This is a genomic window from Streptomyces sp. NPDC127106, from assembly GCF_042677605.1.
Taxonomy (GTDB): Bacteria; Actinomycetota; Actinomycetes; order Streptomycetales; family Streptomycetaceae; genus Streptomyces.
The window spans coordinates 226,088-237,909 of record NZ_JBHXTC010000007.1; the positions used below are offsets into that span (position 1 = coordinate 226,088).

The following is an 11,822-nucleotide window of genomic DNA, read 5'->3' on the forward strand; positions in this document are numbered from 1 at the left end:
GCGCGCACCCGGGGGGGCCACCCCCCCCCCCACCCGCCCCCCCCCCACCCCCCACCCCCCCGGCGGCGCCCCGGGGCGCCGCCCCCCCCACGGCCTTTTCACCGTTGCGCGGGGCGCACCGGGCTCACTTGCCCTGCTTGAACTCCAGGGCCGCCGCCATCTTGCCGAGGTCCTCGAACGGGGCCGTCCCGGTCACCACCGTGACGTGGCCCTGCTCGCGCCGCACGAGGGCGTCGTACTTCTCGCCGTCCCAACGCTCCCACGCCGCGTCACCGACCTGCTGGGTCTCACCAGTGGCCGCGGCCCTCTGGGTGACCTTGGAGAGGTACTTGGGCGAGACGTCGCTGGACTGCTCGACGGCCACGTACTGGCCGTTGGGGTCGAGGAAGCCCAGGTGCCAGGCGTTGGCGTCCTTGCGGTCGAAGGTGACGGACGTCGCCCGCCACTCGGCCGGCAGCCCCACCGGAGCCCCGACCGGGTACGGCGCCGCGCGCCGGGCCGTGATCGTCTCGACGCGGTAGTCCACCACGTGTGTGGGATCGGCCTTGTCGTCATGCGGGATGAAAATGTAGATCACCGCGACGACGATGCCGATCACCGCCAGCGACCGGACCATGTCCCAGATCGTCTGCTTGCCCTTCATACCTGCCACGCCACCATCGTCCCCCATGGCCCCGGGCGATCATCGCCGGGGTGGGCGCGGCGCACGCGTGCGCGCCCACGAGGCCTCCGTACGCCCTCCGCACAGCCTCTGCGAGCCCTCCGCAAGATGTTCGCTCAGGACAACCGACTGACCGATAATCCGCTCATACGTGACCCGCCCTGCTCAGTTTGTCGACCTAGCGATAGAGTTCGAGCACCCTCACCTTCCCGGCCGTCGTCGTACAGAAAGGTGCGCTCCGATGACCGAGCACAACCTGCCGCCCCAGCTCGAAGTCGCCCCCGAGGCACCCGACCGCAACCTCGCCCTTGAGCTCGTCCGGGTGACCGAGGCCGCGGCCATGGCCGCGGGCCGGTGGGTCGGGCGCGGGGACAAGATCGGCGCCGACGGCGCCGCGGTCAATGCGATGCGGACCCTGATCTCCACCGTCTCGATGAACGGCGTCGTCGTCATCGGCGAGGGCGAGAAGGACGAAGCCCCGATGCTCTACAACGGCGAGCGGGTCGGCGACGGCACCGGCGCCGAGGTCGACATCGCCGTGGACCCGATCGACGGCACCACCCTGAACGCCAAGGGCATGCCGAACGCCATCGCCGTGCTGGCCGCCGCCGACCGCGGCACGATGTTCGACCCGTCCGCGGTCTTCTACATGGACAAGCTGGTCACCGGGCCGGAGGCCGCCGACTTCGTCGACATCAACGCCCCCGTGTCGGTCAACATCCGCCGGGTCGCCAAGGCCAAGGCGATGGCCGTCGAGGACGTCACCGTGGTCATCCTGGACCGCCCCCGCCACGAGGGCATCGTCAAGGAGATCCGCGAGACCGGCGCCAGGATCAAGTTCATCTCCGACGGCGACGTCGCGGGCTCGGTCATGGCGGTGCGCGAGGGTACCGGCGTGGACATGCTGATGGGAATCGGCGGCACCCCGGAGGGCATCATCTCGGCCTGCGCCATCAAGTGCCTGGGCGGTGTCATCCAGGGCAAGCTGTGGCCGAAGGACGACGCCGAGCGGCAGAAGGCCGTCGACGCCGGCCACGACCTGGACCGGGTGCTGCACACCAACGACCTGGTCTCCGGCGAGAACGTCTTCTTCGTCGCCACCGGCATCACCGACGGCGAGCTGCTGCGCGGCGTCCGCTACCGCTCGGAGACCGCGACCACGTCCTCCCTGGTCATGCGCTCGAAGTCCGGCACGATCCGGCAGATCGACTCCACCCACCGCCTGTCGAAGCTGCGCGCGTACAGCGCCATCGACTTCGACCGCGCGAAGTAGGAGTCCGGAGCCCGAGCCCGGATCCGGGGCCCGGTCAGGGGCCCCGGATCCGGGATGCCGGCTGCGAGCGCACCCGGCCGGCGACCGTGCCGGCACAGCGAGAGGGGCGGTTCCCGTGTGCGGCGGGACCGCCCCTCTCGCATGCGCGCGTACGCCACCGGCGATCGGCCATCGGCGATCGACCACGCGTTCGTCCGCGCGTACGGGCCTCAGCCCGCGGCGGCTATCGGCCCGGCCCCCGGCGCTGCCTGGCGCAATTCCGCCGCGCGGCGCCGGCGGCGGGCCAGCACCACCCGGCGCTCGGCAGCGGTGAGCCCGCCCCATACCCCGTACGGCTCGGGCTGGAGCAGGGCGTGCTCCCGGCAGGCGACCATCACCGGACAGCGGGCGCAGACCCGCTTGGCGGCCTCCTCGCGGGAGAGCCGGGCCGCCGTGGGCTCCTTGGACGGGGCGAAGAACAGTCCCGCCTCGTCCCGTCGGCACACCGCCTCCGCATGCCATGGGCCGTCGTCCTCCCGTGCAGGCACCCGCGCCTTCGGCACGGCGGCCGGACGCGCCTGAAGGGTCTGTACGGCGGCTACCTGCAGCGACTGATGCGGCGGATGCGGCACGGTCTACTCCTGACGACGGATACGCAAGCGAGAGACGATGCACCTGTCCCTACCCGCTGTACGCGGCCCTATGCACTGCGTGCGGCGCGCCCGGGGTTCCGCGGAAACTCGACCGAAATCCGACGCAGGAACGCGGCGGCCCCACCCCCGGGTGCACTCCGCAGGCCCGGCCGGGCGTGCGATCCGCTCCCGCCCCGCCCTCTGAAGCCGACGGCGGCCGATGGCGGCGCCGCCGCCCGCGGACTGCCCGCGGCTGCCCGCGGCTATCCGTGGAGGCGCTTGTGCAGCTTGTGGGCCAGGTCGACCAGGCGGGAGCCGAGCTTCGGGCGGGCCTCGATGTTGCCCAGCAGGGCGAAGCCGCGGATGATCACCACCGGGGCGTTCGGGTCGGCCCCCGTCCGCCCCTCGCCGTGGACCTCGAAGTTGCCGAGGACGCCGCTGCCGTGGCCGCGCAAGGTGACGTTCTCCGGGACCAGGATCTCCACGTTCCCCAGCACGCACGCCACGTTGATCTCGGTGACCTGCTGCTCGAAGACGGCCTCGGTGAGGTCGATGCTGATGTCGCCCATGACGGAGACCGCGCGGGTCTGCGCGGCCGGCCGCCACCGCCCCTTGCGTGCGGAGCTGCTGCACACGGCGACCACCGTCTCGGCGTTGCCGGGCAGGGCGGCCGGCCCCGTCGGGGCGTGGCCGGCGGGGCCCGGCACGTACGCGGACGACGCCGCGGCGCCGCCGGGCGCGGGCAGGTCCCGTACCAGGACGTCCAGCTCGGCGACGGTCTTCAGGGCGTACAGGGAGTCCAGGCGCTCGGAGTGCTCGTCCGGGGTCAGTCGGCCCTCGGCGAGCGCGTTGGACAGGATCTGCGCGATCCGGTCGCGGTCCGCATCGGAGGCGCGCAGCCCGCCGGCGGGGGCCGTGGGCGCGGCCGGCGCCACGGCCGGCGCCGCAGCCGGCGTCACGGCCGGAGCGGCAGGCGCGGCGGGGGCGGCAGGGTCTGCGGGGTGCTTTTCCATGTCCACGTCGACCAGCATAGCGAGACACGATAGATCGCGATAGTCACTGGTGAGCCTTACCTCACAGACACATCCCCACAAGGAGGTCCTACGCTGGTTGACCGCGCTGCCAAATCGGTCGTCAGCGCTGTCTGCCCGAGTGAGGATGACTGCTGTCATGTCGATTACCCCCCGCCCTCCCAGCCCGGCGTTCGCGTACACCGACCTGCTGCCCCTGGGCGAGGACACCACCCCGTACCGGCTGGTGACCTCCGAGGGCGTCTCGACCTTCGAGGCCGACGGCCGTACGTTCCTCAAGGTCGAGCCGGAGGCGCTGCGCAAGCTCGCCGAGGAGGCCATCCACGACATCCAGCACTTCCTGCGCCCGGCCCACCTCGCGCAGCTGCGGCGGATCATCGACGACCCCGAGGCCTCCGCGAACGACAAGTTCGTCGCCCTCGACCTGCTGAAGAACGCGAACATCGCGGCGGCCGGCGTGCTGCCGATGTGCCAGGACACGGGCACCGCGATCGTCATGGGCAAGCGCGGCCAGAACGTCCTCACGCAGGGAGGCGACGAGGAGGCGCTCTCCCGCGGCATCTTCGACGCGTACACCAAGCTCAACCTGCGGTACTCGCAGATGGCCCCGCTGACCATGTGGGAAGAGAAGAACACCGGCTCGAACCTGCCCGCGCAGATCGAGCTGTACGCGACCGACGGCGGCGCGTACAAGTTCCTCTTCATGGCCAAGGGCGGCGGCTCCGCCAACAAGTCCTTCCTCTACCAGGAGACCAAGGCGGTCCTCAACGAGGCCTCCATGATGAAGTTCCTGGAGGAGAAGATCCGCTCGCTCGGCACGGCGGCCTGCCCGCCGTACCACCTGGCCATCGTCGTCGGCGGCACCTCGGCCGAGCACGCGCTGAAGACCGCCAAGTACGCCTCCGCGCACTACCTGGACGAGCTGCCGACCGAGGGCTCCGCCCTGGGCAACGGCTTCCGCGACCTCGACCTGGAGGAGAAGGTCTTCGAACTGACGCAGAAGCTCGGCATCGGCGCCCAGTTCGGCGGCAAGTACTTCTGCCACGACGTCCGCGTGGTGCGCCTCCCCCGCCACGGCGCGTCCTGCCCGGTCGCCATCGCGGTCTCCTGCTCCGCCGACCGCCAGGCGGTCGCGAAGATCACCGCCGAGGGCGTCTTCCTGGAGCAGCTGGAGCGCGACCCGGCCCGCTTCCTGCCCGACACCACCGACGACCACCTGTCGGGCGGCGAGGTCGTGAACATCGACCTCAACCAGCCGATGGACGACATCCTGGCCGAGCTGACCAAGCACCCGGTCAAGACCCGCCTCTCCCTCACCGGCCCGCTGGTCGTGGCGCGCGACATCGCCCACGCCAAGATCAAGGAGCGGCTGGACGCGGGCGAGGAGATGCCGCAGTACCTCAAGGACCACCCGGTCTACTACGCCGGCCCGGCGAAGACCCCCGAGGGTTACGCCTCGGGCTCCTTCGGCCCGACCACGGCCGGCCGCATGGACTCGTACGTCGAGCAGTTCCAGGCGGCGGGCGGCTCCAAGGTCATGCTGGCCAAGGGCAACCGCTCGCAGCAGGTGACCGACGCCTGCGGCACGCACGGCGGCTTCTACCTCGGCTCGATCGGCGGCCCCGCCGCCCGCCTCGCCCAGGACTGCATCAAGAAGGTCGAGGTCGTCGAGTACGAGGAGCTCGGCATGGAGGCGGTCTGGAAGATCGAGGTCGAGGACTTCCCGGCGTTCATCGTCGTCGACGACAAGGGCAGCGACTTCTTCCAGAACCCGGCGCCGGAGCCCACCTTCACCCACATCCCGGTCCGCGGCCCCGGCCTGGCGTAGCCGGCGCCCCTCCCGCCCCCACAGAGCCCCCGGCACCCGCCGGGGGCTCTCGGCCCGATCCCCCGGGGCGGCGTTTGCCGGTTCAGTCGATCGGTTTGCCGTTGAAATCGCCGTCGACGCAGACCCAAGAACCCTTGGTGGACTCGTACTCCACCGATCCGCCGCCCTTGATGCACGTGTTCCCGTCGATGGCGGGCACGGCAGCCTGTGCACCATGGGTCATGGCACCGGGAGCGGCCAAGATCACGGCGGCGATGAACCCGATCAATCGCGTACGCATCGGGACCTCCGACGAGGACGACGGCTCGGTCCTCATCAGACTCACCCCGTACTCCGCCGGGCCGCGCACCCTGTTACTCCGTTCGGGTGATGGCCGTGATGGCCGCATTCCCCCGTGATGACGCGCGGGACAGTCCCGGAACACGCAGCCCGGGGGCGTTCACCCCAGTGCGGGGGCAGCCTGGGGCCATGGAGAACAAACCTCCGGTGGTCGTGGGGCCACCGGATGACATCGGCTTGCGGCCGGTCGTGATCAACGGCAGGACCGAACGCAATGTGTGGTGCCCCCACGAACTCCAAAAGGTCCTGCGTAGCGCCGGTGTGGCACCCAAGGTCGACATCGAATGGCGCGGCGGAGACAGCACCGTCTGGCCGGCTCGCAAGTGGGGACGCCGTATCAAGGGCGCCTGCATGGCAGCCGGGTTCGCGGCGACCGCTGCCGTCTGCGGCTGGATCGGCATCAACGACACCTTCGAGGCGCTCACCTTCGCCGGCCGGGCAACGGGATGCCTTTTCCTGTTCATGGCCGCCCTGGAAGTGATCGCCTTCGTCGCCGTTTTCGACTACTGGCGCAAGCGGAAGAAGAGGCTTTCAGGTCCCGCCCTTCTGCTCGGAGCATCGGTCGAGTTGCTCGTCGGCGTGGTTCTGCTCTGGATGCACATCGCGAACAGGGGCTTGTCGCAGGCATGGGGCCTGGCGATCTGGACCGCCCTCGTCGTCTGTTCCCTGTGGTCTCTGGGCGTACTGATCCACCACCGGGTGTGGAAGACGCTCCGCTATCCCGCCCAGATAACGATCGGGGCCATCGGCTCCACCCTGATCGTCATCACCAACCTGGTCTACACGCAGGTCTACCTTCCTTCCATGTCGCGCCCGTTGGTGCAGGCCACCGCCGAGATCGGAAGGCCGAGTTTCGACAAGGGAGCGACGGAGATGCACCTGCGGGTCCGTCTGCGCCTCAAGAACTCCGGCCAGGTCCCGGTCCACATCATCGGCAGCATCTACTGGATCCACGCCAAGGTCGCGAGCGACCCGAAGGACAAGTACGAGTTGCTCAAGCCCGGCGAGTTGGTCAAGCCGCCGGGGCGGGAGCTGGGTCCTGAGGAGGAATTGTCGGAGGACGTCGTCGTCGAGATAAAGAATCCCCGGAAGCTCACCCACGAGGCCATCGCGGCCCAGGTCGAGGCGTGGGCGATCAGGCGGGACAGGATGAAAATAGCCGACGATTACAAGGATTCCGGGAAGTGGCGGGGCGAACTCGTGCGACAACACAAGGACGACGACCCGCAGGCACCCCCGCCGACCCAGAGGGAGTACTTCAGATACCAGGCCTCCCTCTCCAACAGCAGCGAGCTCCTGAACGTGACGCGGGGCAAGGAACGCGTGACGGTCTGGTGGCTGTACCGCAAGAAGCCGGCCGTCTACGTGGACGTCTCGAGGCCGGGCGAGAGGAAGCCCTTCGAAATCAACGCCCCCGCGAAGCAACGGCAGGCCAACGACCGGTACGGTCTGACGCTCGTGCGCGGCTCGATGGCCCAGACACCGTTCGCCCAACTCCTCAAGGAAGCTCAGGACCAGCGTCCGCAGTGACCCCGCCCGCGGACCGTGCCGCCCCGCCCCGGAAACGGGCTGCCACGGCCTGCAGCAGCTCCGCCTCCACCGGGGTGGCGTCGAGGCCGTACTGCCGGGCCCCGGCCAGCTCGCGCAGCGTCAGGCCGAACACCTCGCGCACGGCCTTGAGCGGCGCCCCGTCCGGTCCGCCGACGGCGACGCGGACCGTGCCCTCCTCGGCGACGATCCGCTCCCGGACCCGGGGCGGCGGCGGGCCCCACCCCCCGCCGCAGGCCTGGACGGCACAGGCCGTGCAGTACTCCTGTTCCTCCCAGCGCAGGCGCCCGTCCACGATCAGCTGCCACGCCTCGTGGCGCCAGGAGGGGCAGGGCTCGCAGTGGAGTGTCATCAGGTGTTCGGCCACGTGTGGATGGTGCGGTACCCGCGGCTCCGTCGCAGCCGGTTAACGTCTCCCCTATGACACAGCTGCTCCCCACCGCCCGCGACGTGCGGGTCATCGCCCACCGCGGGGCCTCCCACGAGCACCCCGAGCACACCCTCGCTGCGTACCGGCAGGCCATCGCCGACGGCGCGGACGCGCTGGAGTGCGATGTGCGGCTGACCGCCGACGGGCGGCTGGTGTGCGTGCACGACCGGACGGTGGAGCGCACCTCGGACGGGCGCGGGGTCGTCTCCGCGATGACGTACGAGCAGCTCAGCGCGCTCGACTTCGGCGGCTGGAAGGGCGAGGAGCACCGGGGCGCGCAGGTGCTGCTCTTCGAGGACCTGCTGAAGGAGGCGCTGGCCGCGGACCGTCCCGTCGGGCTGGCCGTCGAGACCAAGCACCCCACCCGGGCCGGCGGCCGGCTGGAGGCCGAGCTGGTGCGGGTGCTGAAGGACCACGGGCTGGCCGACGGCGCCGACGGCCGCGTCGAGGTGATGAGCTTCTCGCGCTCCGCACTGGTCAGGATGAACCGGCTCGCGCCCGGGCTGCCCGCCGTGTACCTGATCGAGCGGGCCGTGCGGCCGCCGCGGCCGCCGTTCGCGGGGCATGCCGGGCCGGGGATCGACCTCGTGCGCCGGGATCCGGGGCTGGTGGCGCGGCTGAGGGCCAAGGGGCTGCGGGTGCGGGTCTGGACCGTGGACGAGTTCGAGGACGTCGAGCTGTGCCTGCGGCTCGGGGTGGAGACGATCATCACCAACCGGCCGCGCGAGGTGCGTGCGTACATCGACGCCCGCTGATTCCCGCCCCCGCTGCTCTGCCGATCGGCGTACGGCCGCCGCGAGGTCCGGCCGATCGGCGGACGTCCGCCGCCCGGAGCCCCGGCGGCCGGGGGTCTGGGGCGGCCGGGGGCGTACAGGGGCGTGGTGGTCAGACGGAGCTCCGGTTCGCGCCGTTGCAGGGCTGGAGCCGGAGGGGTTCCCCGGCCGCGCCGAGCGTCAGGCACGTGCCGGCCGCGTGGGCCAGGGGGGTGACGCCGGTGACGCCCCCGAGGGCGGCCGCGAACGCCGCGACGGCGGCGACGGTACATCTGGGCCTGGGTGTCCTGCCTACACGTGTCATGTACGCCTGCCCGAGATCGGTGTCCGGCACCGGCATTCACTGCTCGGCAGGGGAGATGGGAACACCTCCGACAAGATCGTTGCTCACCTTCCCGAGGAGGCCACGAACATGACGAACGATCAGCACGGCGCCGGCGGCCAGACCGGCCCGCACCGCATCGAGCACGACTCCATGGGCGAGGTGAAGGTTCCCGCCCACGCCAAATGGCGGGCCCAGACCCAGCGCGCCGTGGAGAACTTCCCGCTCTCCGGCCAGCGCCTGGAGCGCGCCCACATCGAGGCGCTCGCCCGGATCAAGGCCGCCGCAGCGACGGTCAACGCGAACCTCGGGGTGCTCGACCGCGACCTCGCCGGGGCCGTCGTCGCGGCCGCGACCGAAGTGGCCGAGGGCCGCTGGGACGACCACTTCCCCGTGGACGTGTTCCAGACCGGATCCGGGACCTCGTCCAACATGAACACCAACGAGGTGATCGCCACCCTGGCCACCGAACGGCTCGGCCGCGACGTCCACCCCAACGACCACGTCAACGCCTCGCAGAGCTCCAACGACGTGTTCCCGTCGTCCATCCACATCGCCGCGACCGCCGCCGTCACCCACGACCTCGTCCCCGCCCTGCGCCACCTCGAACTCGCCCTGGAGCGCAAGGCCGCCGCCTTCGCAGAGGTCGTCAAGGCCGGCCGGACCCACCTGATGGACGCCACGCCGGTCACCCTGGGCCAGGAGTTCGGCGGGTACGCCGCCCAGGTCCGCTACGGCATCGAGCGGCTGGAGGCGGTCCTGCCCCGGCTGGCCGAACTGCCGCTGGGCGGCACCGCCGTGGGCACCGGGATCAACACCCCGGCGGGCTTCTCCGCCGACGTGATCGCCGAGGTGGCCGCCGCGACCGGGCTGCCGCTGACGGAGGCCCGCAACCACTTCGAGGCCCAGGGCGCCCGGGACGCGCTGGTGGAGACCTCGGGCATGCTCCGTACGATCGCCGTCTCGCTCACCAAGATCTGCAACGACCTGCGCTGGATGGCTTCCGGGCCGCGCACCGGATTGGCCGAAATCAACCTCCCGGACCTCCAGCCGGGGTCCTCGATCATGCCCGGGAAGGTCAACCCGGTCGTCCCCGAGGCCGTGCTGATGATCGCCGCGCAGGTGACCGGGAACGACACCGCGGTCGCGGTGGCGGGCGCCGCCGGCAACTTCGAGCTCAACGTGATGCTCCCCGTGATGGCCCGGAACCTGCTCGAATCGATCCGCCTGCTGTCCTCCGCGAGCCGCCTGCTGGCCGACCGCACCGTCGACGGGATCACCGCCAACGCGGCCCGGGCCAGGGAGTACGCGGAGTCCTCCCCTTCCGTGGTGACCCCGCTCAACCGGTACATCGGCTACGAGGAGGCCGCCAAGGTCGCCAAGCGGTCCCTCGCCGAGCGGAAGACGATCAGGGAGGTGGTCCTGGAGTCCGGCTACGTCGACCGGGGCGACCTGACCGTGGAACAGCTCGACGAGGCGCTCGACGTCCTGCGGATGACCCGGCCCTGAAACCGGTTCCGGCCAGGGGCCGGATCCGGTCGTTTCCCGTCCCCGTAGACCTCCGTGACCTGCACCGCAGCGAGCACGGGGAGCCCAGCCCTAGTATCTGCGCATGACAGGTACCGGAGGCCGCGGGGGCGGCGACGCACAGGGCAACCGCTGGCGGCCGGGGGAGCAGATCCTCTGGCGGTACCGCGACCACGCCCCGGACCTGACGGGCGCGGTCCACATCTGCCGCCCGGTGACCGTGGTGCAGGACACCGCGGACCTGCTGGCGGTGTGGATGGCGCCCGGCACCGAGTGCGTCAAGCCGGTGCTCGCCGACGGCACCCCGGTGCACGAGGAGCCGCTCGCCACCCGCTACACCGCGCCCCGCACCACCGTGCGCGCCCGCTGGTTCGGCACGGGCGTGCTGAAGCTGGCCCGGCCCCGGGACCCGTGGTCGGTGTGGCTGTTCTGGGACCACGGCTGGCGGTTCAAGAGCTGGTACGTCAACCTCGAGGAGCCGCGGTCGCGCTGGGCCGGCGGCGTCGACTCCGTCGACCACTTCCTGGACATCTCCGTCTACCCGGACCGTACGTGGAAGTGGCGCGACGAGGACGAGTTCGCGCAGGCGCAGCGGGCCGGCCTGATGGACGCCGGACAGGCCCTGCGGGTGCAGCAGGCGGGGCAGGACGCCCTGGACGTCGTCAAGGCGTGGGGGGCTCCGTTCTCGGACGGGTGGGAGGACTGGCGGCCCGATCCGGCCTGGGGCGTTCCGGCCCTGCCGGAGGACTGGGACCGCACCCCGGCGCACATGAGCTCATGAGACCCTTGATGCGCCCCCGGGGTTGAACCGTAATATCTCCCTCCGCAAGGTCGCGTGCGGGTGCCGCAGCCGGCCGCACTTCCGTAAATGTCGTGCCGGACGCGGAACTTGACTGGAGGTCAACGCCGGGGCGAGAGGGTAACGTGCGGGTGGGGGTGCCCCGCCGACGAAGCCGGGGCGGGCGTCCCTCCGGACGAAGTTTGGGGAGGAACCGCGGGGCGATGGTGTCCCCGCCGCTGAGCGGGTATACCGCGACTGACCGAGTTGAGTGCAGCGCACATCGAGCGCAAACGGACGGAATGCCACGCGTGACGGAGTACCCCACCTCGCAGGAGGGCCCGCAGCCTGCCGCAGCCGCCGCGGCACCGGCCCAGGGCGGCCCCGGCCTGCCCTCCTCCGCTGCCACCGGTGCCGCGGACGGCCGCGCCCGCGCCGCGGTCTCCGGCGGGTGCGCGGACGAGCTGGGCCACGGGAAGGCGCCCGCCCCGGCCGCCGAGGGCGTACGCGGTGCGGCCGGGCCCGGCGCCGACCCCGTACGGGCGCACGCGGACTCCGCCGGCCGCGGCCCGGACGTCCCGCGTCCGCGCGACGGCGAGGCGACTCCCGGCCCGGCGGGCCCCGCGGCCGGACCCGCCTGCGAGGAGGGCCGTCCGGCGGCGCAGGCCGCGCCGCGGGCCCCCCCGCGCCGGCGCGGCCGG

General features: G+C 71.6%; 11 protein-coding genes and 1 pseudogene. 7 read left to right on the forward strand and 5 right to left on the reverse strand.

Features of this window, described 5'->3' with window-relative positions:
• Positions 1 to 124: 124 nt before the first annotated feature.
• The gene (locus ACFVGY_RS10420) at positions 125 to 643 is read right to left on the reverse strand and encodes a DUF4245 domain-containing protein (RefSeq protein ID WP_385674011.1); all 519 of its coding nucleotides are present in this window, start codon (positions 641 to 643) and stop codon (positions 125 to 127) included.
• A gap of 259 nt (positions 644 to 902) precedes the next feature.
• Here ACFVGY_RS10420 and glpX point away from each other — a divergent pair, with 259 nt between their 5' ends.
• Positions 903 to 1,934 carry a class II fructose-bisphosphatase gene (gene glpX, locus ACFVGY_RS10425; RefSeq protein ID WP_385422905.1) on the forward strand — a complete coding sequence of 344 codons (1,032 nt, stop codon included), beginning with the start codon at positions 903 to 905 and terminating at the stop codon, positions 1,932 to 1,934.
• A 209-nt stretch (positions 1,935 to 2,143) separates the two neighbouring features.
• Here the strand turns inward: glpX and ACFVGY_RS10430 are convergent, their stop codons facing one another.
• Together ACFVGY_RS10430 and ACFVGY_RS10435 are read right to left on the reverse strand one after the other, a co-directional pair.
• Entirely contained in the window at positions 2,144 to 2,545 is a 402-nt protein-coding gene (locus ACFVGY_RS10430) for a WhiB family transcriptional regulator (RefSeq protein WP_385673952.1), read from the reverse strand.
• Between the two features lie 263 nt (positions 2,546 to 2,808).
• Positions 2,809 to 3,564 carry a DUF1707 domain-containing protein gene (locus ACFVGY_RS10435; protein ID WP_385673955.1) on the reverse strand — a complete coding sequence of 252 codons (756 nt, stop codon included), beginning with the start codon at positions 3,562 to 3,564 and terminating at the stop codon, positions 2,809 to 2,811.
• 151 nt (positions 3,565 to 3,715) lie between these two features.
• Here ACFVGY_RS10435 and ACFVGY_RS10440 point away from each other — a divergent pair, with 151 nt between their 5' ends.
• Entirely contained in the window at positions 3,716 to 5,404 is a 1,689-nt protein-coding gene (locus tag ACFVGY_RS10440) for a fumarate hydratase (RefSeq protein ID WP_385673957.1), read from the forward strand.
• A gap of 82 nt (positions 5,405 to 5,486) precedes the next feature.
• On the opposite strand, the gene ACFVGY_RS10445 is transcribed toward ACFVGY_RS10440, so the two are convergent.
• Entirely contained in the window at positions 5,487 to 5,720 is a 234-nt protein-coding gene (locus ACFVGY_RS10445; protein WP_385673960.1) for a hypothetical protein, read from the reverse strand.
• A 152-nt stretch (positions 5,721 to 5,872) separates the two neighbouring features.
• Here ACFVGY_RS10445 and ACFVGY_RS10450 point away from each other — a divergent pair, with 152 nt between their 5' ends.
• Positions 5,873 to 7,273, forward strand: coding sequence for a hypothetical protein (locus tag ACFVGY_RS10450; RefSeq protein WP_385673963.1), 1,401 nt, complete (start codon positions 5,873 to 5,875; stop codon positions 7,271 to 7,273).
• On the opposite strand, the gene ACFVGY_RS10455 is transcribed toward ACFVGY_RS10450, so the two are convergent.
• Entirely contained in the window at positions 7,242 to 7,658 is a 417-nt protein-coding gene (locus ACFVGY_RS10455) for a hypothetical protein (RefSeq protein ID WP_385673966.1), read from the reverse strand. The genes ACFVGY_RS10450 and ACFVGY_RS10455 overlap by 32 nt on opposite strands.
• Before the next feature lie 53 nt (positions 7,659 to 7,711).
• Between ACFVGY_RS10455 and ACFVGY_RS10460 the strand changes: the two genes are divergently transcribed.
• From ACFVGY_RS10460 to ACFVGY_RS10475, 4 genes and pseudogenes are all read left to right on the forward strand, one after another.
• The gene (locus tag ACFVGY_RS10460; RefSeq protein ID WP_385673969.1) at positions 7,712 to 8,476 is read left to right on the forward strand and encodes a glycerophosphodiester phosphodiesterase; all 765 of its coding nucleotides are present in this window, start codon (positions 7,712 to 7,714) and stop codon (positions 8,474 to 8,476) included.
• Positions 8,477 to 8,906: 430 nt separating this feature from the next.
• Positions 8,907 to 10,325, forward strand: coding sequence for a class II fumarate hydratase (locus ACFVGY_RS10465; protein WP_385673972.1), 1,419 nt, complete (start codon positions 8,907 to 8,909; stop codon positions 10,323 to 10,325).
• Between the two features lie 103 nt (positions 10,326 to 10,428).
• Positions 10,429 to 11,124 (forward strand): DUF402 domain-containing protein, encoded by a 696-nt coding sequence (locus ACFVGY_RS10470; protein ID WP_385673975.1) that lies wholly within the window; start codon positions 10,429 to 10,431, stop codon positions 11,122 to 11,124.
• Between the two features lie 308 nt (positions 11,125 to 11,432).
• Positions 11,433 to 11,822 (forward strand): annotated as a pseudogene (locus tag ACFVGY_RS10475) (hypothetical protein); the annotation flags it as partial.

What these genes read in the sequence shown, in the direction of transcription:
- ACFVGY_RS10460 (WP_385673969.1), top strand. Translation starts at nt 7,712, where the DNA reads ATGACACAGCTGCTCCCCACCGCCCGCGACGTGCGGGTCATCGCCCAC.
- ACFVGY_RS10440 (WP_385673957.1), top strand. Translation starts at nt 3,716, where the DNA reads ATGTCGATTACCCCCCGCCCTCCCAGCCCGGCGTTCGCGTACACCGAC.
- ACFVGY_RS10450 (WP_385673963.1), top strand. Translation starts at nt 5,873, where the DNA reads ATGGAGAACAAACCTCCGGTGGTCGTGGGGCCACCGGATGACATCGGC.
- ACFVGY_RS10420 (WP_385674011.1), bottom strand. Translation starts at nt 643, where the DNA reads ATGAAGGGCAAGCAGACGATCTGGGACATGGTCCGGTCGCTGGCGGTG.
- ACFVGY_RS10445 (WP_385673960.1), bottom strand. Translation starts at nt 5,720, where the DNA reads ATGAGGACCGAGCCGTCGTCCTCGTCGGAGGTCCCGATGCGTACGCGA.
- ACFVGY_RS10465 (WP_385673972.1), top strand. Translation starts at nt 8,907, where the DNA reads ATGACGAACGATCAGCACGGCGCCGGCGGCCAGACCGGCCCGCACCGC.
- glpX (WP_385422905.1), top strand. Translation starts at nt 903, where the DNA reads ATGACCGAGCACAACCTGCCGCCCCAGCTCGAAGTCGCCCCCGAGGCA.
- ACFVGY_RS10470 (WP_385673975.1), top strand. Translation starts at nt 10,429, where the DNA reads ATGACAGGTACCGGAGGCCGCGGGGGCGGCGACGCACAGGGCAACCGC.